The following is a 21,911-nucleotide window of genomic DNA, read 5'->3' on the forward strand; positions in this document are numbered from 1 at the left end:
GATGAATCTCAATAACATCACAGTGTTAGGTTCTGGGATTATGGGTCATGGTATTGCACAGGTTTCAGCTACTGCAGGATACAATGTAGTTTTAAGAGATATCGAGCAGGGATTTTTAGATAAAGCGATGGAGAAGATCAGATGGAGTTTAGACAAATTAGCAACTAAAGGAAAAATAACACAACAAGAAGCAGATTCTATTTATTCAAGAATAACGCCAATTGTAAATCTTGCAGATGCTGTAAAAAATGCACAGTTAGTTATTGAGGTAGTGCCAGAAATTATGGATTTAAAGAAAAAAGTTTATGCAGAACTAGATTCAGTTGCAGGTAAAGATGTAATATTTGCATCAAACACAAGCACTCTACCAATTACGGAAATCGCAAACACAACATCACGTCCAGATAAATTCATTGGAATTCATTTTTTTAATCCACCTCAATTGATGAAATTAGTGGAAGTGATCCCAGGTGAAAAGACATCACATGAGATAGTTGATTTAACTTTAGAGTATGTAAAATCGGTAAAAAAAGAGTCAGTAATTTGCAGACGAGATGTTCCAGGTTTTATCATCAATAGATTATTCATTCCAATGGTTCATGAAGCATGTTACATGATGGACAGAACAGGAGCAACGATGACTGAAATTGATTCGGCAGTAAAATTCAAGCTTGGTTTTCCAATGGGTATTTTTGAGCTAGCTGACTTTACTGGAATGGATGTAATACACAAAGCAACTACAGAGATGTATCTTAGAGATAAAAAAGTGATTTTGCCACACCCAACAATTGAAAAAATGTTTGATGCAAAAAAACTTGGCCAAAAATCAGGGGAAGGATTTTACAAATACTCTGACGATAAATATGAACGTGTTGCATTATCTGAAGAGATGGCACAAAAATGCAATCCAATTCAACTTGTTGCAAATATTTTAAACAATGCAGCGTGGCTTGTTTCTAACAAAGCAAGCGATATTGAAGAAATTGAAAAAGCTGTGTTTCTCGGGCTAGGATTAAAAAAACCGCTCTTTGAGACAGCAAAAGAAATAGGAATTAAAAATATTGTAAACGAGTTAAAGCAATTAGCATCAAAACATGGTAAATTTTACGAGCCAGATCCGCTGTTAATTTCCATGCAGTAATTCAAGAATTTTCTTTACAGCATCTTTTGCAGTGTCAACACCAATAATCTTGACATTTTTTCTATGATCAACATATCCGTCAATGAATTTATCTGCAGCGCCACCTGTATTTCTTATTGCAACCATAGGTTTTTTGTGCATATATGCAGCACAAATCTCAGACAAGGTTCCAGATCCTCCTCCAACTATAATTATTCCATCAGCAGACAACGCAGTTAGAAAATCTCTGGTAAGCCCCATACCACTTGGAATCACAATATCACAAAATTCATTTGCATGCATTGGATCATCTTGAGGGATAATGCCAACAGTTAGACCATTTGAGTCATGAGAACCCTTAGCTGCTGCTTTCATCACACCACCTAATCCACCAGTCATTAAAACACAATTAGATTTTGCCACTTCACAACCAATCTCATAGGCAATTTTTTCATGTGCGGGGGTACAGCCATCATCATTATGACCAATTACCAAAATTTGGGTTTTCTTTGTCAATAAAATGATTCAATTATTCACCATCTAATACTTTCCTAACGCAAAAGATATTAAATAATAAAATACAAATCAGTCATGGAAAAACGTTCAATGCCAGTTTGTTTTACAGCAAAACAATACAAAATGATCGAAGAATTTGCCAAGAGAAATGGCATGCTAAATACAAGTCAAGCTCTTGAAAAGATCTTAAGCAGTTAATCATTTTCGTCATTTTTGTTTTTATTTAATCCAAAATGACGTGGTTTTAGGCTTTAATTTGGTAGATAAATTTTGTATTAACTTAAATTATTTCAATTATAACGTTTGACGTGGGATTACTAAGTAGAAAGCCAACATATTGTAGTATTTGTAATAAGGAGCTTACACACAAACATAAACCAAAAAGAGAATGGAACATCAAAGGAAGACTTTGTGGAGACTGTCATTTTGAGAAATCAAAGGAATTCTACGAAGGAAAAGTTAGACAAGCGTGTGTTTTGTGTGGAACCACAAAGATAATCTCAGAATTATGGGAACCAAGATGGCAGTGGGATATGGAAGGATTGTTGTGCAAAGAATGTTTTGACAATAAAGAAAAATCATTTGATGTAAAAAAGAAATTTTGTGCAATATGTGGAACAACTATGGGATTTATCAGACATAATCCAAAAAGTAAATGGAAGATTGAAGGCCAACTTTGTAGAAAATGTTGGGATGATAAAAAAGCAGAACTGGGATAAAATGGGATTTTTTAAGAAAATTGCATGTGATGTTTGTAATAGAAAATTTTCTCACCAAGAAGAATTGATGAATCACAAGCAGATTGTACATGGAAAAGATCTGCAATATGATTGTAAAGAATGTAAAAAATATTTTTCAAATATGGAAGATATGAGAACCCATTTACAAAGAGAACACAGTTACAAAAAAGACAGATAATTAAATTGCCTTTACTGTTTTTACTACAGGTGGTCTTACCTTAGTAAATACTCTAAATCCACAGATGCATTTTATTTCAGGTAATCTAGATAGCTCTGTGTTTGAGACATTAGTTCCACATCTTAGACAAGAATAGATTACATCAAATGTCTCAACAGGAGTTTCTTCAACGGTTTCAAAATTTTCTTCTGCCATATTTATCATCAAAATTTCTATAATTTAAGGATACCAGATTAAGTTAGAGATAATTCAATGTAAACATCATCAGGAATTTTTAGTCTCATTAATTGTCGTATTGCTTTATCATCAGCATTAATGTTAATTATTCTTCGATGCATTTTCATCTCCCATTTTTCATATGTCTCAGTTCCGCTGCCACATGGAGATTTTCTTGTTGCAACATGTAGTTTTTTAACAGGAAGTGGAGTTGGACCTTTAACTTTAACACCGGTCTTTTTACCAATGCCCATGATCTCATTACAAACACCGTCAAGTTTAGGAAGACTTATGCTTGTTAATTTGACACGAGCAGTTTGAGTCATAGCAACTCAACCTATGGTTTGTACTCTTCAGTAATTTCCTTAACAATTCCTGCTGCAATAGTTGCACCCATATCTCGTAGTGCAAATCTACCCATTTCAGGGAATTCTTGGAAAGTTTCTATGCAAGTTGGTCTTACAGGTCTAATTTTTACAATTGCTGCATCACCGACTTTAAGGAACTTTGGATTTTCTTCTTCAACTGCTCCTGTAGCTGGATTAATTCTTTGCAAGAATTCAGTTACAGTTGCTGCTACTTGTGAAGTGTGACAGTGCATTACTGGAGTATAACCAGGTGCAATTGCAGTTGGGTGATGAATAACAATAATTTGTGCTTTGAATTCTTTTGCAACCTTTGGTGGTGCATCAGGAGTTCCAAGCACATCTCCTCTTTTGATATCTTTCTTTTCAATACCTCTGAGGTTGAATCCAATGTTGTCACCTGCTTCTGCAGTTGGCATTTCAGTGTGGTGAGTTTCAATTGATTTGATTTCTCCTAGTGCACCAGAAGGCATTACAATAATTTTTTGTCCTGCTTTCATGATACCAGTTTCAACTCTACCTACAGGCACAGTGCCTACACCAGTAATTGTGTAAACGTCTTGAATTGGAACACGTAGTGGTTTACCAATTGGTTTTTCAGCTACGGTAAAGTCATCAAATGCTTGAATGAGTGTCTTTCCAGTATACCATGGCATGTTTTCAGATTTTTTAACCAAGTTGTCGCCCTTCCATCCAGAAACTGGAATAAATGGAACATTTTCTAATTTATAACCGACAGATCTAACTAGCTTTTCACCTTTTTCTTTTGCTGCTTTGTATGCTGCCTCTTTGTATTCGACAGCATCCATTTTGTTAATTGCAACAATGATTTGGCCTACACCGAGTGTTTTAAGCAAAAATGCATGTTCTCTTGCTTGACCACCTGCAGCAATTGCAGTGTCAGTTTCACCTTCTTTTGCAGAAAGCACTAGAATAGCAGCATCTGCTTCAGAAGCACCAGTAATCATGTTTTTGATAAAGTCCCTGTGACCAGGTGCATCAATTAATGTAAAGAAGTATTTTGGTGTCTCAAATTTTTGGAAAGCAAGATCAATTGTAATTCCTCTTTCTCTTTCATCTTTAATATTATCCATAACCCAAGCGTACTTGAAAGTATCACCTTTTCCGGTCTTCTCGGATTCGGCTGCGTGTGCTGCAATAGTTCTATCATCTACAACACCGAGATCCATTAAGAAATGACCCATAGTTGTTGATTTTCCATTATCAATATGACCTGTAACAATCAGGTTCAAGTGTGGTTTAACTGCCATATGACATCCGTGTTGGAGGGGATTTATTACTGTTATGAATTTTTGAAAAAAATATAGAAATTTTTCCAGATTTTTCAGATCAAAAAAAAATAAAAAATTACACATAAATCAAAGGGGAAAACAGAGAAGTTATGAAAATTACAGTTTCAGTTATCAAAGCTGATGTAGGAGGAATCGGCGGACACACTAGACCAAGTGATGCACTAATAGAAGCAGTTAGAAAAACTGTCAAAAATTCTGGAGATTTACTAATTGACCATTATATCGGATATTGTGGAGACGATGTCCACATTGTCATGTCACATAAACATGGAATGGATAATGATAAAATTCACAAACTTGCATGGGATGCATTTATGGCAGGTACTCAAGTTGCAAAGCAAGAGGGACTTTACGGAGCAGGACAAGATCTTCTAAAGGATTCATTTTCAGGAAATGTAAAAGGAATGGGTCCAGGTGTTGCAGAAATGGAATTTGAAGAAAGACCAAATGAAGCATTTACAGTTTTTGCTGCAGATAAAACAGAGCCAGGCGCATTTAATTATCCAATTTACAGAATGTTTGTAGATAGTTTAAGCAACACAGGATTGATCGTAAATAAGTCACTTGCAAGTGGAGTGATAATTAATGTAATGGATGTTGAAGAAGGCAAGATTGCAAAATTATCTTTGTGGGAAGACAAACCAACTATCGAAGCAGCGTTGATGTATCCAGGAAGATATGTTGTTTCAACAGTAACTACAAAGCAAGGAGAGCCGATACTTGCAGCATCAACTGACAGATTACATAACATTGCAGGAACTTATGTAGGAAAAGATGATCCAATATTACTAATTAGAACACAAAAGAATTTTCCAGCAACTGAAGAAGTAGGAAGTGTATTTAACAATCCACATTATGTTGCAGGTAATACAAGAGGAAGTCACAACATGCCATTGATGCCAGTAAAACTAAATTCTGCAGCATCGATCAATTTTTGCATTCCAATTGTAGAGGCACTAGTCTTTAGCATGCATGATGGAAAGTTTACTGGTCCATTTGATGGATTTTCAACTCCTGACTGGGATTATGTCAGAGAGATCGCAACAAAAAAAGCACTTGCAATGAGAAGCCAAGGATTCATTCATCCAGCAACACTTGTTCCATCAGAATTAGAATATGCTGAAGGATATAGAGCAAGAATGGACATACTAGAAACCAAGATGGTTCCAATTGATGACACAATATCAAAGTCCGAAAAGAAAGAAAATTACGAAGACCCAGATTAAATAATCAGAAAGGGTTAATACAAATCAGAGCGTACCAAAATCACCCATGCAAATCTTGAAAGTGTTTGATTGGAAGACGTATATTTTCACGGCAATTGCAGTTATCTCGTTTTCAAACTTCATGGCAGTATTATTTGGACAAACTATACCTGCAACATTTATGACATTTTTCAAATATGCTGGAGAGACGATAATTTTAGCAACTGTCTTTTTGTTTGCGCTTACGTGGTTTTTAAAAGCAAGACCACATAATCGTCCAAAAAACTATTCAGTAGTGGTGTTTGATGTGTATGGACAAATAAGCAAGATACAAGATATCCGTACAGAATTTAAAACACATGATGTAGCATGGAGTTTTATGAAACAGTACAAAAAAGAATACCCGTTATACAATTTTGCAATGGTATCAAAGCTTTCAAAAACAGATAAACCAACAATTTTCAGATATATCTAAAAACCATACAAGATTCAGACTTTTATTCAGGATGATATAATAAAACTAGAGTGGAGTTTGCCATTCTAGCTGATGCATTTAGTAAAATGGAGTCAACTACAAAAAGATTAGAGCTAACTCAACATTTAGTAGAGTTATTTGAAAAAACTCCACAAGACGTAATTTCAAGAATCGTTTATCTTTTACAAGGAAAACTTAGACCAGATTTTGAAGGAGTGGAATTAGGAGTAGCAGAAAGATTAGCAATAAGAGCAATTGCAAAATCGGCAGGCTCTGATAGTGCCGAGAAAAAAATAGAGGAAGAATATAGAAAGAGTGGGGATTTAGGACATGCTGCATCCAAAATTTTGGAGCAAAAAGAACAGACAACATTCATGATGCAAGACATTACAGTTGAACGAGTTTATGAGAACTTGCTTACAATTGCAAAGTTAGAAGGCTCAAAGACTCAAGATAGGAAGATGAAATACATCTCGGGGCTGCTAAATGATGCAAATCCAAATGAAGCTAAATTCATCTTAAAGATTTTACTTGGAACGTTAAGACTAGGCGTAGCAGAAAATACAGTAATGGATGCTCTTGCAATTGCATTTACAGGAAATAAAGAAAATAGAAAAGCGTTGGAGCATGCATATAATGTATCAAGTGATTTGGGTAAAGTTGCAGAAACAATTGCAAGTAAAGGACTCAAAGGTATAGAAGAATTTGAAATTAATTTGTTTAATCCTATACGACCAATGCTTGCAGATAGAGTGAAAAGCGAAGAAGAAGCAATTGAAAAACTAGGGAATGTTTTTGCCGCAGAATACAAACTTGATGGAGAAAGAGTTCAGTTACATATCGAAGGAGAGAAAGTAATATTATTTTCAAGAAGTTTAGAAAATATCACAAGTTATTATCCAGACATTGTAGAAAAAATTCCTAAAACAATTCAAGCACAAAAAGTAATTTTAGAGGCAGAAGCAGTAGCAATAAATGAAAACACTGGAGAATTTTTACCTTTCCAAGAACTTATGCATAGAAGAAGAAAATATCAAGTAGAAAAAGCAGTATCACAGTATCCAATTACTGTAAACTTTTTTGATGTGTTGTATTACGATGGAAAAAGTTGTCTAGAATTACCATACGAAGAAAGAAGAAATTTGTTAGAAAAAATTGTAAAAGAAGACGATTATGCAAAACACATACCAATGAGCATGGTAAAAAGTCAAGAAGACATAGAAGAATTTTTGGAAAACAGTATCAATTCAGGATGTGAAGGAGTGATGTTAAAGATGTTAGATAAACCATACCAAGCTGGGTCCAGAGGAAGTTACTGGCTAAAACTAAAAAGAGAATACAGAAATGAGCTCGGAGATAGTCTTGATCTAGTAGTAATAGGAGCATTTTTTGGGAAAGGTAGAAGAACAGGAAAGTATGGAACGTTACTTTTAGCTTCATATGATTATGATACTGATGTTTTTACAAGCATATGCAAAGTGGGTACAGGATTCACAGATGAAGACTTGGATCAACTTTACCAAATATTATCAAATAAAGTAACAATAAAGAAAAACCCAAGAATAGATAGTGATATGGAAGCTGATGTCTGGTTTGAACCAGAGTTAGTTATTGAAGTTGTAGCATCAGAAATTACTTTAAGCCCAATCCATAAAGCAGCAAGAAATGAAATCAGAAAAGATACAGGATTGGCGTTAAGATTTCCAAAATTTACTGGAAAAATAAGATTAGAGAAAGATGCCGAGGATGCATCGACTAATGAAGAGGTATTGACCTTATTCAAAGGACAGAAAAAAGTAGCTCACGATAAAAATTTGATGTGATTTGTGCTCAATAATTCCAAAAAATCATAGAGGATTTAAATTACCTCATGATATTTTGGAATTCAGAAATGTATAGCGGAGAGCTTGAAGTTCAAGCAAAAAGAAAGGCTATAGCAGTTTTACAAGACGAAATCAACCGAATCTTAAATGCTGCCAGAGAACTTGCAACACTACCAGATTTGATGATGAAAAAAGACAAAACAGGTATTAAAAATTCATTGGAGCAAATATCAACTATCGAAGAAGAAGTAGAAAATCTTAGAAGAAAAATAACTAGAGAAGTTGCTGACGTTGGCGGTTTAATCATGAATAGAGAAAATCTCCTAAACACAGCATATACAATGGATGAGATTGCAGGTTACATTACTGGAATCGCATTCAAACTTTCAAACATCAAGATTACTACATTAAAGAGCGCAAAGTTAGACGAAGATATTACAAAGTTGATTGAGCTGGTTGTAGACGAGGTTTACAAACTAAATGAAATCATACGTAGTCTAAATACCAACACTGCTAATGCCATTGAACTTGCACAAGAAACACAAAAAATAGAACGTGAGATAGACATCAAATATAGACATGCCACAATCAAGCTTTTATCAGAAGTTACTAACACGAAAGAACTATTACTGATAAAAGATGTAATCGAAGGAATTGAAGAAATGTCAGACAAATGTCAGCGTGTCTCTGATTCTTTCATATTATTAGCACTGAGTCTATAACACATCACCACACCCAACTTTTTACTTAATTTTTATATTGATTCATAAAATAAATGACAAATTACCCGATTTTTAAAAAAACCATTACAACATACATGCGTAAAATAGAGAATTCATATACGCAAGTAAATTAAAAAAACTAAATGAAGACAGAGCTTGTCGAAAATAGAATCATAGTATGGAACATTGAAGATTCTCGTAAATTATTTAGCCATGGATATTATGGCAAACCAATTGGAATACCAAAACCAAAATCAGAAGAGATTAACGTTCCATTAATTTTAGACTTAATTGAAGGGCTTTACCTACTAGAAAATAAAAAAATTACAATTTACAAATCAAATCAAAAGATCACGACAGATTACATGATAGAGATGTGTAAAAAAGAGTATCATGATTTTGACAAAAAATATTTAGTATACAAAAACTTTCGGGATAAAGGATATGTAATTAATCCAGGAATAAAGTTTGGATGTGATTTTGCGGTTTATGAGAAAGGTCCAGGTATTGATCATGCACCATTTTTAATTCAAGTATACAATAGAAGTGACCCAATCACATCTACCGGAATTGTTTTGGCAGGAAGATTAGCAACTACAGTAAGAAAGCAATTCATTTTGGCAATTCCAAGAGGAAAAGATAAAGTAGATTTTCTAGCTCTTGATTGGTGGAAGGCTTAGAGTTTTTTTATGTGTCCAGCTATTCTATCGTAAATCTCAAAAAGTTCTTTTGTAATTCCAAATGAAAGATGATTCTTCCATTTAGGTCGAATTCGAATAGCACCATCAGTTGGTTCGACAAATATTGTTGCATCATCAATTGATTGTTTTGCAATCATCTCATTAAGCTCGGCATCTTCATTTAGTCTTCTTGCAAGACTACCACTGCCATTCCATTCTACTTTAAGAATGATCTTTGATGAAAAATGTCCCTTTGTGATTAGTTTAGTTTTAGTAACATAATCTTGGTCATTTTGTCCGGATTGCTTTCTAACAATAAAGTGTGCCTGATATCTATCTAGTGCACCCCATGGCATTGGATTTGTATCTTGCATCGCTATCCCTTTTGAATAATTTGAATTACGTCAATATTAGAATTAGTAACATCAAGACAACCCTTGTTTGATACCATTCTAGGTGTTTGAGAAAAATATCTACTATAATACTCGCCTTTTTCAACATCGTCACTTCCAATTTCTTTAGATTTAGAATCTACTCCGATCGCCTTTAACATATCAGAGAATTTCTCAGGCCAAGATTTTAAAACAAATGTATCTAACTCAGAATCATGCATAAAATACAAAAAACCATACCCACAAATAAAGATATCAAGAAATTATTCTAAGAGATCAATCGAATTAAATAATACAAAAGTTTCGTAAGTATGTCTATGCTGAAATTTCAAGGCAAAGTTGCACTAGTAACTGGTAGTGGAACAGGAATAGGTCAAGCCATTGCTAAAAAATTTATTGAAAATGGTGCCAGTGTGATAATTCTGGGTAGACGAAAAGAACCCTTAGAAGAAACATCAATTATGCTTAAAGAAATTATTTCCAAAGTAAACAGTGGAGCATCAGTAAGAATTTTCTCAGGAGTGGATGTAAGTGATGAATTTGGAATGAATGAAATGTTTGATACATTAAAAAAAGAAAACGTTACAGTGGATTATGTAATTAATAATGCAGGTGTTTCAGGCCCAGTAACATGTTTTTCTCATGCATCACTTGATGAATTCAAAAGCGCTGTAGAGATTCATTTGACAGGTACATTTTGGGGTTCAGTACAAGCTCTCAAAGTAATGAAAGAAAATGGCAAGATTGTAACAATATCTACATTTTTCACTGAAGAAAGACCACACGAACAAAGACCATACAGATTTAGAAGTCCATACACTGCAGCACAAGGTGCAAAGAACAGACTAGTTGAGGCAATGTCTTGGGAATTAACTGATAAAAAAATCATATCAATTGGAACAAATCCAGGTCCGGTTCACTCAGACAGGATATACAAGACAGTATATCCAAAAGCAGCGGCAGAATTTTTACGTGTCACGGGATTTGAAGACTTGACACCTGTTCAAGTTGATGCAACAAATAAAGAACTATTTCCATTATTAGGAGAAGATGAAAATGTGGTAAAAGAAGGAATTGCAAAAGCTGCACAAAAATTAGCAAAAGAGATGAACAAAGATGTGTCAAAATTAACTGTTACAATTACAAATCTATTAAACAAAATTCAAACGATAGCTGAAAAAGTTCAGAAAAACACATCACATATGATTGCAGATCAGCAATTCCTATCACAAGTTCAAGTTGCTGAATCAGTTTTGAATCTGTGTGATGATAATATTGCAAAAATATTAAACGGTAAAGTAATTCCGGGAGATAGAGTATTTTATCCAGTAAAACCATTCATTGGTACAACAACACCAGGAGTTCACCAACCTGACTTTACAGGAAGATCAGTTGTTTTTACAGTTGATGCAACTGAAAAATCAGACGCACAAAGAGTAGAATATCTTGCTCAACACATCATAAAAAATGGCGGCAAAGTTGCGTGTTTTATCTCTGAATCAACTCCTAAAGAATTACAAGAGTACATCAGCTCAAAGTTTCATTCACACATAGTAAATATTAAGAATCCAGATGAAGTTAAAAAATGGCTAAACACTGCAAATACCAACCTTGGAAGTATTTTAGCAGTGATACATATCACAGGTAAACTACCAAACATTTCAAAATTAGTTGAACTATCAAGAGCAAAATGGGAAGAACTAGTTGAAAAATTCATCACCACTCCTGCAACAGTAGGGCAAGGTGCACTAGAACAATTTGTTCCAGGAGGAGGTAATGACCCAAGACTATTCAAAGATGCAAAAGGTGCACTGATGATAATTGGTCCAGATTTACCTGTGGGTTCAAAAGTCACAGGAATGCAAAGAGCACAAGTAGAGGTATTTCGTGGGGCACTAAGACCATTTACTACTACAGTAAATCAAGAACTTAGCGATGTTTTAAATTCAAAAATTAGATTATTTACTATTTTCCCAGGGTCGGTAACTGGAATAGAACCAAAAAATGAGAAAATAGCTCAAGCGTTGAATTTCCTAGTAACGGATAGTGCGCTTGATTCATCTGAAGTCACATTTTGTGTTGATGAATCAAGATTAGAATGAAAAAATTTTCTGAACTTAAAGTTGGCGATGAGTTTTTTTCCACATGTAGTATTTCTGAAAAAGAATTAACAGAATATTTCAAATTCTCAAGAGTAAAAAATGCATTTTTAGAAGACATGCAAAATGCAAAACAGAAAATTGTTTCTGGAAGAGCAATTTTATCTAGAATGGAAGGAGAGTTTACCAGACTGAGTCAGATTTATGGTAATCACATAGTTTTTGTTGGAACAGACGGTGATTCTGAATGGGAGAATAGAAGCAGTAGATTTCTAAAGCCATTATACACTGACGATGTATTGAAGATAAAATTTACAGTATCTGCAAAAGAAGACATTGATGATGAATTTGGAAAGATTGCAATTAACTATGAAGGAACAAAACAGGACGGCGAGATAGTTGTATTATCAAAGAAAAACTGGTATAGAATAAAAAAATCAGTAACCTAGATCACTATACCTAATTTGTTTTAGTTCACATTTGCAGTCTTCTCTTTTTCCACATTTAGGGCAATTACAAAGACACATCAGTAATGAAGTATCACACACATTACACTTGGTATATTCAGCAAAATCTTCTCTCATTTGATATAATTATAGATTAAAGAAAAATAAACCTAAAATTATTAATCTTAAAATTTGTTTGATATTTTATGGAATTCCATACAAGTATCAATTAGAGGTAGAACATCATGGGATTAAACATCCTTGTATCAAATAACAACATCATACAATTGCATAGTAATGGTTTAAAGTAAATATTAAAAATATACAGCATGACTTTAGATTGTAACTGCACAGTCAATGATTATGGAGAACTACTCCAAGAATGCGAAGGACATAAAGAAGCCAACTTCATGAAATAAATTTTTTAAAAATTTTGATGCCCCCTCAAAAATGGAGGCAAATGAAATGCGTTAACTAGTTTATGTGAGCTTTTTGGCTTCCAGCTAACACCGCGAGATGTCCCTGACTCAATGAAAGGGCAAATACAAAACACAGTAATAACAAACATTAGTTAAAAAAAGACACTTTTTAGTAAACTCTTACAACATATTTTTATGAAAATGTAAAAAATGTATCAAATTCACGTTAAAAATAAAAATAATATAGATTTTAAAGAAATTTTTAAAATAACATCCCGACTAAAAGTCTGTGCTGCATAATACTCAGAACATGTTTTGATCAAATATGCAATAATTTAACAAATAAAAATAAATTTTCAGATGCAGAATCAAAAAATAATTTGATCGCAGCCAAAATAATAATTGATGAAACTAGAATTTGCAAATATCTTTCTTTGATATCTAATGAGAGTCTTGCACCAACTAATCCACCAACAAATGCACCGGCAGCCAATAATCCTGAGTGCATAAAGTCAGGGTGACCCAAAAGACTGTGAACAATAACTCCAGATAGAGATGCAAAAAGCAAGATAAATTGCGATGTGGGAGCGGCTTTTTTCATAGTCATTCCCATTCCAACTACCATTAATGGAACAAAGATGATACCTCCGCCGATTCCAAAAAAGGATGATATTATCCCTGCAAAAAAACTTGCACCTATTGCAAATACGATCATTTGTTTTGTTAGAGTCTTTTCTCTAGTCTCTATCTTTTTTCTCAAAAATATATAGACAGCAGAAGATACTAACACTAATCCAAATAGAACCTTAAAGATCGAAGGAGCTACATCACTTGAGATATAGGCACCAAGTATTGTACCAGGAATACTCAGAAGTCCTAGTTTTAATCCAAGAGAATATTCAATTCGTTTTTGTCTAGAATATGAAAATGTAGAAGCTATGGAGTTACTAAATGCCGCAAACAAACTATTGCTTGCAGCTAAAGTGGGAGGAAACCCAAAAAAAGTCAATACAGGAACTACTATTATTCCACCGCCAAGACCTATCATCGAACCAAGTATTCCAGCTACAAATCCCAATGGAATGAACCATAATTGATCAATCAAGATATTCAACCATGCAAATTGTAAACATTACTTAAATTTAGTTTGATAGGATAAGCTTCCAAAGATATCCATCAGAATTTGTAGTAATTTCTAAGAAGAGTTGTTTATCGGCCAATCCACTAACCTCAGAGGAACTAGTAGTTCGCTTTGCCTCCAAGTGATGAGATTTTGCAGCATCAATCCATTGAGATATAGATTCAAAATTTCCAGGTTTTTTATCTTGCCAACAATCACATACAAGAGAATTGATCATAATTTGATAAGTTGTCTTTAGGGAATCAAGATTAGAAAGATATGGGTCTGTTTGAATTACTCCAAGTACAGCATCAGGATAATCTAAAGTTCCAACCATGTGAATGTTTCCAAGAAAGTTACCCTCGGGATCTTTAAGCTCAGTTGAGGTACAGTAATTGATTGAATTTTGTTTTATCTCATCCTGATAAAAAGTACAATATTTGGCAATAGAACTACCTGTGAATGTCAAGGGACTGGACATCAAAATTCCATCTGATGCAAGTGATGATTTTAAAATAGAATTAGAATCCACATAAGAGAAATTCAATTTTGGATACTCCACAGGTTCACGCAAGATTGGTTCAACAGTTGGTTGACTAGAAGTAATACCTAGAAAAACAAGGATGATTCCAATACCGACAACAATTGGTAGTAGAATGGTATTTTTCATTTTATCGTTTAATTTTTCACTAATAAAATAAGGTTTTGCAATTCTAAATTGAAATAATACTTAACTTGGAATCTTTAGTAATGTTAAATTTATCTACAAAACCAGAAGTAACCTCTAATATATACAGGGCTTTGCCATCAGGGGTAAAACTTTGACAGGTCATCGTCTCAAGGGCAGTTTTACATGGAGGAACATCTTTTTCAATATGAATAATGTTGCCGTTTTGATCAAACCAAATCATATCAAGAGAGAACTGCATGTTTAACATCCAAAGAGAATAAACACCAACCTCATCAAATACAAAGATCATTCCCTGATTATATGGAAGTTGATCTTGGAACATTAATCCCCTTACTCGTCGCGGTTCAGTATCTGCAACTTGGACTTGCAATGCAATGTCATCTATTTTGATTGTACCTCTTGGAAATTGTACAGATTCTAGTTTGCTGTCACTTGGGATAGACATCAATCCAACAGATCCAATTATCACTGCAGCTATTGCTACTGGGATCAGAGTCTGAGTTCTGGTTGCCATAAAATTGGTGTGAGTTTCCTTTTAAAATAGTTAGAGTAAATAACTGAACTTAAACGCCAAATGACTTGAATTTTTTATCACACTTTACACATTTTAGTCCACTCGTTTCACTACCGCATTGTTTACAACGCAAGGAAATACCTAATACCACTTTGGGGTTGATTTTTGAAGTTTTGATGATCAAAGCCACCACTAAAATTATTCCAACTGCAATTCCAATCCAAACAAGCACCATACATAACAATACATTAAATGCATATTAAAACAGTGTCACTAATAGGCCCATAATTGAGAGTCTAAAAATGTCAAATCCAATCTTTGTGTTGTTAATTCATAAAGCCTCATTCTTGTAGGAATTGTGGAAAAGAATTATAGCGAAACCAGAAAATTTGTCCAAGCAAAGTATAGGATATGACGATCCAGATTAATTTGAAGCATAATACAAATTTCAAGGTCCATCAAGAATTGATTGAAGTTTCTCTATGACAATATTGTGTATTATTATTTCCATAGGAATTGATGAATTTGCCACTAGGTTTTGATTGTCTTTTATTGCCTTTTGAACTCTTTCTTTGATTTCTTGATCTTCAAAGATTTGTTTTCTTAATGAAAACGCATCTTTTTGATTCTTTACAAAAATTTGCAGCCAGTAATACCCAGTCTGACTGTCATCAATATTGATTTCAGTTATTTTCATAACAATATTTCTCAAATTACTATTTTAACATAGTTTGCAGAGCAATAATCAGAGATTAATCAGTACACCCAAATTTTTTTACCCAAGGTTCGTCTGAGAACTCACTTTCAGAACAAAACAAAGTAGATATTTTTGCATTACCTGATTCTAAAATTTTCTCATTGAGATTAACATCGTTGCAATACACTACTGCGAGTATTCGACCGTAACTGCCTTCGGGTTGTCCATCATCTTCATCAACTAAAACAGAAGAACCAACAGGACATATACTAGCAACAAAATCTTTTGCGATCTTACCTTCCAAAGTATTTATCTCGGGAGCACTTGCCAATGTAAATCTTATAGATCTTTCATCAACCTTGATGGTATCACCATCAGTAATTTTTGTTACTTTACCTGAAAAGCAATCAGCATTACCAATACATTTTGAACTAGATGATTCAATGGATGAAGGTGCAATTGTTTTAGAATCTATTTGTAATTTTTCTGAAATAATCTCAGTTACCTCAGATATTGGAATTTGTACTTTGATTTTTTCGGTATTTTGAGCAGATTCATAATATAAAAAAACTGCCAAAACTCCAAGTAGAACCATAAGAGTAATTCCTAAAATTATGAAATTCAATGATTCTACATAGTATTATACAAACTTAAGATAATGTTTGTGCGATAGAAAACACAGTCAAGAGAACCTCAAACAATATACAACTAAAGTATTTAGAATCATCATCATGAATCCATTATTTCAACTTAGTACAAGAAGATATCAAAAAGAGATCATTCTTGTTAAACAAGCATTGGCGGACTTGGAAAAAGAATGCGATGAAACTAATGGATATACAATTGATGTTCCCTTTGAGAAATTTGGATGGACATTTTTCAATATTCAAATTAGTGAAAAAATGGCAGAAAAAATTGAAAAATCAGGCATGATGAAAGGGGCTTTAGGGTTTAAAATTGGAGAGCAGATGACTAATTTCATAGGACATTATCTCGAAACCAAAGGAAGTAACGTTCGAATCAAGAAAATAGATTATTGATAATTTAGGACCAAGTGTCAATCCCTTTAGTATCTCTCTTTTTTCCCCATTTGTGTTCAATTTGCAGATGCGTCTCTAACTTATTAGGAGAATTCACAACCACATTACAAATAAGACAACGATAATTCATAGAAATAAAATTAGAGAAATTTTAGATTAAAGGAAGTGGTTATAATGAAAAACTAGTTTTTACGCCTTCGATAAGGATTTTTTTCATAAAACTTTTCAACATTTTCATTCCATTGTTTAGATTCTGAAAGATGAGATCTAGGATGAGGTCTTTTTCCATTATTTGATAAAATATCACTGTGTTTGTCATAGAAACTATCAGTTTCATTAATCAAAACATCAAGAAAATCAGACGCTTCTTTTGCTTCTTGACCCTTTGGGTCTCGATGAGCCATAATTGAATTTGATAATGTATCAATTTTTGAAGTCTTTAGTTTGTATTCGCTTAAAACTCGATGTTCAAAAGAGATCATTTCACATTATGTTCAAATTTACTAGTGTATGTTCATTTCGGTTGATAGAAATTATAAAATAAAATCATACTAAATAATTTTATTCAGTTTTATATTTTAGATTACATGTTGGACAATACCAAGATACGGATTCACCTTGTTCAAGAAATATCATTCCAAAACATTTTGGACATTGACCAATGTCGTCATTCATTAATTTTCTAAATTAGCTATTCAAATTAAATATTTCAAAAAAGACCATAACGAGGAATTGGAATACTAAAACGAATTTTGAATGCTTCCATCCTTTTTCGTTTATTCCTTTACTGTCATTAACTACGACAGTTCCTCGCCATACAATATACAACTAAATGATATTAAAGAGATTCTACCAAAAATCATTAAATTCATTTGAATAATATTAATTAAACTTAATAAATGTAAATAAATGAATATCATATTAAAAATTACATGTTTTAAAAAAATAACAATAAAAAATTACAATAAATAATAGATCATTTTAGAAATTTCCAATTTAAACCTTAAATATTAAAAATTCTTATAATGTATGATGTCGAAATCACTTTCGGCTGAATAAACTGCGTGACCCTGCAGAACAAAAAAAGGCAATCAGTCGTTTAACGAACTGACCACGAGAGGAAATCTCTCTATGTTCTGTAATTGAGGGTTACGCCTTTTCTACTCTTCAACTAGTGTCAATACAAAAGAAATAAAGAGCATCTTAAATGTCAGATTCACGTAATGAATAATGAGATTCAGGTCACAGTTTGTATGTTTTCGTCATAGTATACAAAGACTAGAATCTTTTTTAAAATAATATCCAAATTAGCACAGATGGTTTTTATTCAATAAATGTATAATAGATGTGGAAAGCTGACGCAGTATCCTAAGGTCAAATGCCTGGCATCAGTTTGCTGGTCTTTGCTTACTTGCATGGCTACGCAAAGGTTGATCCGCATTAGTCAGCTTCCAAATTATACTAGTTAATCAACAAAGCTAAGAAATTTTTTAATATTGATTAGAATTACAGAAAAACCCAAGGTTGTGATAAATATTACAGAATCATTTTTAGATACAATAGACATTTTATTAAATTTACAGGTAGGCGATTTATCAAGATTAGAGCACGTAAAAAGAATGATACTAGAAAATAAACCACTTTACACAAGTGATAAAAAATATGTTAAAAATCTAGCAGAGACATACATTAAAGATCATCAAATAGAAGAAATCAAATCACCAAAATTAATCAATTGTCGTAATTGCAGTACCAGCATTGCTGAAGATGCAAAATTTTGCACCCTATGTGGAACTAGACAAGAAAGAACATTTCAAAATTATGACGTAAAGAAGATTGTAAAAAGATACAATCCATTAAAACTTATATCAAGACCAAATTCGTATCAAAGTCTTGCCATAGTTGGAGGATTAATGGCAATGATTCCAACATTATTTATCGTTGCAAGAATGGAGCCATTACTTGAGGCAATCAACTATGAAACAGGAATAGAGTTGTCAGGACTTGCATCTGTTTTCATATCCCTTGGGATAATTTCCAGCATATTGAGTTTCATTGCAATCATAATTACATTTTTAATAAAAAACCCAAAAAAGGTTGGAAGAATGTTATTTTTTATAGCATTTGGAATACTTGTTACTTCAATTCTAATAGGAATTGTAGGTTTTGGGATAATTTTGATTTCAAGTAATATAGCATACAAAAAAAGACATTACTAAAAATTACTCATCAGGATAAAAGTGCGATTCCACATTTCCACTATTTGTAGAATAATGCATTACTATCCCATGAGATAGTTTTGTTTTTCCAATTAATTTCATTAAAGTTTATTGAAAAAATTTTTACTTAACAAAATGTGTGTTCAATAAAACAAACATTTCTAGAAATATCTAAAGTTCAACATCTTTGGTTTCTCTACTAAGTAATGTGGGGATTATCAGAATTATTGAACCAATCATAATATTAATTCCTAGAGCAACTGGAACCAATTCTTTTGAAACACTTGACATAAAGTATAATGCAATCAGGGGGGACCATGAACCAAAGATCAATCCTGCATTATATGAAAAACCAGCTGCACTGTTTCGTATTTGGGTTGGAAATCTTTCTGAAAAATATGCAGGTATTGGACCTGATGCAGTAGATATAACAATGGCATAAACTATAACATACAATACCAAGCCATACAAATTATTCAATATTGCACTTGCAAGTGGAATTGAAACAAGAATTGATGCAGATACAAAAATAAGCATTGATTTTTTTCTGCCAATTTTTTGGGATAACCAACCAGTTAGGATCATCCCAACCCAAGAGGATGCAGTAGCATAAATCATAATTAGTGCAATCTGTTCTTTTTGAAAATCACCAAACTCTCCCAAATATGTAGGCAAAATACTAATGGAGCCATGATACATGTAAACAAGTCCAGTCATTATTGCAGCACAAAGCAAAAATTCCTTTCTGTGAATTTTTCCAAAAACAATACTTTTCAATGGAGTTTTAACAAGACCAGATTCTTTGTTCTTTTTAATCCATAACGGAGATTCATCCATACTTAATCGCACAAAAAGTGCAACAAATCCAGGAATTATTCCTGTAAAAAAGAGTATCCGCCATCCAATCTCCTCAAACAACTGCCCTGGAAATAAAATAGTAATTATTTGAAAAGATATTGCAGCCAATAAAAAACCAAAAGAGAATCCACTTTGCAAAAATCCAGATATTACACCTCTCTTTTGTTTTGGTATACTTTCAATTGTTAGTACAGCACCACTGCCCCACTCACCTCCAGCAAATATTCCTTGAATTAGACGCACCAGTATCAGAAGAATTGGTGCCATCACTCCTACCATTAGATATGTTGGTAACAATCCAACTGCAAAAGTTGCAATTGAAAATCCCATTATGGTAATTACCATTGCTTTTTTTCGTCCAAACTTATCACCATAGATCCCAAAAATCACAGATCCTAAAGGTCTCATAATCAATGTAACAGTATACGATGCAAATGTTGCAAGTATACTAAACACAGGATCCGCAGATGGAAAAAATAGCTGACTAATTGAAGGAATAACAAGTAGCATCAAAACTATATCATATCCATCTAAAGACCAACCAAGAAATGAACCAATGGCGATTTTTTTCTGAGCTAATGTTAGACTCATCAAGACAATTCCAGTCTAGTTGTATTTAGCCTTGATTTCAAAAATCAAAACATTTGCCATAGTAAAAATAGAGACCAATTACCAATAAAATAGAGCATGCCAGAGATTAATGTAGAAGAGTATGAGAAAAGATGTCAAGAAATTCTACAAGATAGCGAAGTAAGATTTGCCGCACTTTTAGATGAATTTGGAAAGATACTTGCTGGAGGGTATAAAGTAGATGTGGATCCAAGATTAACTGAAGAGCAACACAATGAAGTTTGTAAAGAGTTAGCAGGAAGAGTAGTAAAAAGAAAAAAATTTGATGTAGAATTAGGATATGTAAAATATTCAGCATCTCGCAGAAAGCATGTTGTGATAATGAGTTTTCCAATCTTTGAAAAAGTAATAATGATAGTAGCAGAACCAAATGTCAACATTGACAGATTAGCATTTAGAATAATTGAAAAGCTGGGTCGTCAATGGGGCGAATTTTTTGGGGAATAAATTTTAAATCATTTTACAATACAGAAAAATTACTTCATCACGTTACTTTTGAAATCACTTATTGTTGAAATAGTACGTTTTGTCTCATGACCAATATCATGAATTGTAGCACCATTGTATTTTTTGTCAAGATACCTGCCAGTTAGGATCATAGGAGCAGCAATTGCATTACTAATACCGGTGGGTTCTGGAATCCAAAATATAATAAATCCAATTTTTTGAAGTTTTTTACCCGGAGCAGATGCTCGTTGAACACATCCCAGAGAATGGGCAGTTGATTTATCATCAAACTTTGTCATGTCCATGTATAATGACGCTCTTCTCTTGGCTGAGTCAGAAAATTTACGTATTTTATCTAGGCGTGCCTTTAAGTGATCAACCATGATTTCTATTTAGAAAAAATCAGATAAGATTCAATGATCAATATCAATCACCTGTGTGTCAATAAAGGATAACAAGTCTAAGAGACACTCAATTATACTAGGCTTAGTTTAATTACTAAGATACATTGAAGGATAAAAACTCCAAGAGGTTAGACTCTATCAAAGCAGCTCATCAGTCAGAAAAAGCAAGCTATAGCACTAGAATGGAGGATTATTTGGAGGTAATCTCTGAGCTTGTAGAGCTAAAAGGATATGCAACCACATTAGACATTTCACGATACATGAATGTGAGTGCGCCAAGTGTTACAAAAATGCTACAAAGATTAGAAGAAAACAAGTTGTTAGAATATGAAAAGTACCACGGGATTAATCTAACAAGTAAGGGCACTCAGATAGCAATCGAGATAAGACAAAACCATGGAATTTTACTAGAGTTTTTTGAGATTTTGGGAGTGAATCATGATACTGCTAACAAAGATACTGAAGGAATTGAACATCACTTGAATCCAAAAACAATCAAACAATTACGAAAGTTTATCACATTTTTAAAAGCAAATCCAAAAATTATTGAAAGTTTTAAGAATCCATAAAATATGCTAAACT

Annotated in this window: 30 protein-coding genes; 15 read left to right on the forward strand and 15 right to left on the reverse strand. The window is 33.2% G+C overall.

Annotation, left to right across the window (positions count from 1 at the left end; genetic code table 11):
• Position 1: 1 nt before the first annotated feature.
• Positions 2–1,141, forward strand: a complete 1,140-nt coding sequence (locus tag MY1_RS05550) for a 3-hydroxyacyl-CoA dehydrogenase (RefSeq protein ID WP_007550827.1) — start codon at positions 2–4, stop codon at positions 1,139–1,141.
• On the opposite strand, the gene MY1_RS05555 is transcribed toward MY1_RS05550, so the two are convergent.
• On the reverse strand, positions 1,124–1,636 hold the full coding sequence (locus MY1_RS05555; RefSeq protein ID WP_007550829.1) for a TIGR00725 family protein: 513 nt from the start codon (positions 1,634–1,636) through the stop codon (positions 1,124–1,126). The genes MY1_RS05550 and MY1_RS05555 overlap by 18 nt on opposite strands.
• 75 nt (positions 1,637–1,711) lie before the next feature.
• On the opposite strand from MY1_RS05555, the gene MY1_RS10115 reads away from it, so the two are divergent.
• From MY1_RS10115 to MY1_RS05565, 3 genes are all read left to right on the forward strand, one after another.
• The gene (locus MY1_RS10115) at positions 1,712–1,834 is read left to right on the forward strand and encodes a hypothetical protein (RefSeq protein ID WP_007550830.1); all 123 of its coding nucleotides are present in this window, start codon (positions 1,712–1,714) and stop codon (positions 1,832–1,834) included.
• A gap of 110 nt (positions 1,835–1,944) precedes the next feature.
• The gene (locus MY1_RS05560; RefSeq protein WP_007550831.1) at positions 1,945–2,355 is read left to right on the forward strand and encodes a hypothetical protein; all 411 of its coding nucleotides are present in this window, start codon (positions 1,945–1,947) and stop codon (positions 2,353–2,355) included.
• 1 nt (position 2,356) lies between these two features.
• Positions 2,357–2,554: a C2H2-type zinc finger protein gene (locus MY1_RS05565; protein ID WP_007550832.1), complete on the forward strand. Its 198-nt coding sequence runs from the start codon at positions 2,357–2,359 to the stop codon at positions 2,552–2,554.
• On the opposite strand, the gene MY1_RS05570 is transcribed toward MY1_RS05565, so the two are convergent.
• Genes MY1_RS05570 through tuf form a run of 3 tightly spaced genes read right to left on the reverse strand, consistent with a single transcriptional unit; the run spans position 2,555 to position 4,406 of the window.
• Complete coding sequence (locus MY1_RS05570) at positions 2,555–2,758, reverse strand: TFIIB-type zinc ribbon-containing protein (protein WP_007550833.1); 204 nt, start codon at positions 2,756–2,758, stop codon at positions 2,555–2,557.
• 29 nt (positions 2,759–2,787) lie between these two features.
• On the reverse strand, positions 2,788–3,096 hold the full coding sequence (gene rpsJ, locus MY1_RS05575; RefSeq protein WP_007550834.1) for a 30S ribosomal protein S10: 309 nt from the start codon (positions 3,094–3,096) through the stop codon (positions 2,788–2,790).
• Between the two features lie 11 nt (positions 3,097–3,107).
• A complete protein-coding gene (gene tuf, locus MY1_RS05580; RefSeq protein ID WP_007550835.1) occupies positions 3,108–4,406 on the reverse strand; it encodes a translation elongation factor EF-1 subunit alpha in 1,299 nt (432 codons plus the stop codon).
• 131 nt (positions 4,407–4,537) lie between these two features.
• On the opposite strand from tuf, the gene fbp reads away from it, so the two are divergent.
• The 5 genes from fbp to endA all read left to right on the forward strand — a co-directional run bounded on the left by fbp (position 4,538) and on the right by endA (position 9,353).
• Positions 4,538–5,674 (forward strand): fructose-1,6-bisphosphate aldolase/phosphatase, encoded by a 1,137-nt coding sequence (gene fbp / locus MY1_RS05585; RefSeq protein ID WP_007550836.1) that lies wholly within the window; start codon positions 4,538–4,540, stop codon positions 5,672–5,674.
• A 46-nt stretch (positions 5,675–5,720) separates the two neighbouring features.
• On the forward strand, positions 5,721–6,128 hold the full coding sequence (locus MY1_RS05590; RefSeq protein WP_048109838.1) for a hypothetical protein: 408 nt from the start codon (positions 5,721–5,723) through the stop codon (positions 6,126–6,128).
• A gap of 50 nt (positions 6,129–6,178) precedes the next feature.
• Entirely contained in the window at positions 6,179–7,951 is a 1,773-nt protein-coding gene (locus MY1_RS05595) for an ATP-dependent DNA ligase (RefSeq protein WP_007550840.1), read from the forward strand.
• Between the two features lie 68 nt (positions 7,952–8,019).
• Positions 8,020–8,673 (forward strand): DUF47 domain-containing protein, encoded by a 654-nt coding sequence (locus MY1_RS05600; protein ID WP_007550841.1) that lies wholly within the window; start codon positions 8,020–8,022, stop codon positions 8,671–8,673.
• 143 nt (positions 8,674–8,816) lie between these two features.
• Positions 8,817–9,353 carry a tRNA-intron lyase gene (endA, locus tag MY1_RS05605; RefSeq protein WP_007550842.1) on the forward strand — a complete coding sequence of 179 codons (537 nt, stop codon included), beginning with the start codon at positions 8,817–8,819 and terminating at the stop codon, positions 9,351–9,353.
• Here the strand turns inward: endA and MY1_RS05610 are convergent.
• Complete coding sequence (locus MY1_RS05610) at positions 9,350–9,727, reverse strand: hypothetical protein (protein WP_007550843.1); 378 nt, start codon at positions 9,725–9,727, stop codon at positions 9,350–9,352. The two genes, endA and MY1_RS05610, sit on opposite strands and share 4 nt — an antisense overlap.
• 2 nt (positions 9,728–9,729) lie before the next feature.
• Entirely contained in the window at positions 9,730–9,966 is a 237-nt protein-coding gene (locus MY1_RS05615) for a hypothetical protein (protein WP_007550844.1), read from the reverse strand.
• A 96-nt stretch (positions 9,967–10,062) separates the two neighbouring features.
• On the opposite strand from MY1_RS05615, the gene MY1_RS05620 reads away from it, so the two are divergent.
• Complete coding sequence (locus MY1_RS05620; RefSeq protein ID WP_007550845.1) at positions 10,063–11,847, forward strand: SDR family NAD(P)-dependent oxidoreductase; 1,785 nt, start codon at positions 10,063–10,065, stop codon at positions 11,845–11,847.
• Positions 11,844–12,293, forward strand: coding sequence for a hotdog family protein (locus tag MY1_RS05625; protein ID WP_007550846.1), 450 nt, complete (start codon positions 11,844–11,846; stop codon positions 12,291–12,293). Before MY1_RS05620 ends, MY1_RS05625 begins: the two co-directional genes overlap by 4 nt.
• A gap of 735 nt (positions 12,294–13,028) precedes the next feature.
• Here the strand turns inward: MY1_RS05625 and MY1_RS05630 are convergent.
• The 6 genes from MY1_RS05630 to MY1_RS05655 all read right to left on the reverse strand — a co-directional run bounded on the left by MY1_RS05630 (position 13,029) and on the right by MY1_RS05655 (position 16,356).
• Complete coding sequence (locus MY1_RS05630) at positions 13,029–13,814, reverse strand: sulfite exporter TauE/SafE family protein (protein WP_048109840.1); 786 nt, start codon at positions 13,812–13,814, stop codon at positions 13,029–13,031.
• A gap of 37 nt (positions 13,815–13,851) precedes the next feature.
• Entirely contained in the window at positions 13,852–14,499 is a 648-nt protein-coding gene (locus MY1_RS05635; RefSeq protein WP_007550850.1) for a hypothetical protein, read from the reverse strand.
• 43 nt (positions 14,500–14,542) lie between these two features.
• Positions 14,543–15,034: a DUF192 domain-containing protein gene (locus MY1_RS05640; protein ID WP_007550852.1), complete on the reverse strand. Its 492-nt coding sequence runs from the start codon at positions 15,032–15,034 to the stop codon at positions 14,543–14,545.
• 49 nt (positions 15,035–15,083) lie between these two features.
• Positions 15,084–15,269 carry a hypothetical protein gene (locus MY1_RS05645; RefSeq protein ID WP_007550853.1) on the reverse strand — a complete coding sequence of 62 codons (186 nt, stop codon included), beginning with the start codon at positions 15,267–15,269 and terminating at the stop codon, positions 15,084–15,086.
• A gap of 213 nt (positions 15,270–15,482) precedes the next feature.
• Positions 15,483–15,731 carry a hypothetical protein gene (locus MY1_RS05650; RefSeq protein WP_007550854.1) on the reverse strand — a complete coding sequence of 83 codons (249 nt, stop codon included), beginning with the start codon at positions 15,729–15,731 and terminating at the stop codon, positions 15,483–15,485.
• 55 nt (positions 15,732–15,786) lie between these two features.
• The gene (locus tag MY1_RS05655; protein ID WP_237698804.1) at positions 15,787–16,356 is read right to left on the reverse strand and encodes a thermonuclease family protein; all 570 of its coding nucleotides are present in this window, start codon (positions 16,354–16,356) and stop codon (positions 15,787–15,789) included.
• 37 nt (positions 16,357–16,393) lie between these two features.
• Here MY1_RS05655 and MY1_RS05660 point away from each other — a divergent pair, with 37 nt between their 5' ends.
• Positions 16,394–16,771 carry a hypothetical protein gene (locus tag MY1_RS05660; RefSeq protein WP_237698805.1) on the forward strand — a complete coding sequence of 126 codons (378 nt, stop codon included), beginning with the start codon at positions 16,394–16,396 and terminating at the stop codon, positions 16,769–16,771.
• Between the two features lie 182 nt (positions 16,772–16,953).
• On the opposite strand, the gene MY1_RS05665 is transcribed toward MY1_RS05660, so the two are convergent.
• Positions 16,954–17,253: a hypothetical protein gene (locus tag MY1_RS05665; protein ID WP_007550858.1), complete on the reverse strand. Its 300-nt coding sequence runs from the start codon at positions 17,251–17,253 to the stop codon at positions 16,954–16,956.
• 1,014 nt (positions 17,254–18,267) lie between these two features.
• On the opposite strand from MY1_RS05665, the gene MY1_RS05670 reads away from it, so the two are divergent.
• Positions 18,268–18,990 (forward strand): zinc ribbon domain-containing protein, encoded by a 723-nt coding sequence (locus tag MY1_RS05670; RefSeq protein ID WP_007550860.1) that lies wholly within the window; start codon positions 18,268–18,270, stop codon positions 18,988–18,990.
• A 171-nt stretch (positions 18,991–19,161) separates the two neighbouring features.
• Here the strand turns inward: MY1_RS05670 and MY1_RS05675 are convergent, their stop codons facing one another.
• Complete coding sequence (locus tag MY1_RS05675) at positions 19,162–20,439, reverse strand: MFS transporter (protein ID WP_007550862.1); 1,278 nt, start codon at positions 20,437–20,439, stop codon at positions 19,162–19,164.
• A 96-nt stretch (positions 20,440–20,535) separates the two neighbouring features.
• Between MY1_RS05675 and MY1_RS05680 the strand changes: the two genes are divergently transcribed.
• The gene (locus MY1_RS05680) at positions 20,536–20,925 is read left to right on the forward strand and encodes a DUF6659 family protein (RefSeq protein WP_007550863.1); all 390 of its coding nucleotides are present in this window, start codon (positions 20,536–20,538) and stop codon (positions 20,923–20,925) included.
• Between the two features lie 29 nt (positions 20,926–20,954).
• Here MY1_RS05680 and MY1_RS05685 read toward each other — a convergent pair whose 3' ends face one another.
• Positions 20,955–21,308, reverse strand: coding sequence for a hypothetical protein (locus tag MY1_RS05685; protein ID WP_048109843.1), 354 nt, complete (start codon positions 21,306–21,308; stop codon positions 20,955–20,957).
• A 125-nt stretch (positions 21,309–21,433) separates the two neighbouring features.
• Between MY1_RS05685 and MY1_RS05690 the strand changes: the two genes are divergently transcribed.
• On the forward strand, positions 21,434–21,898 hold the full coding sequence (locus tag MY1_RS05690; RefSeq protein ID WP_048109845.1) for a metal-dependent transcriptional regulator: 465 nt from the start codon (positions 21,434–21,436) through the stop codon (positions 21,896–21,898).
• Positions 21,899–21,911 lie beyond the last annotated feature (13 nt).

Origin of the sequence: Nitrosarchaeum koreense MY1 (assembly GCF_000220175.1) — an archaeon.
Lineage (GTDB): Archaea > Thermoproteota > Nitrososphaeria > Nitrososphaerales > Nitrosopumilaceae > Nitrosarchaeum > Nitrosarchaeum koreense.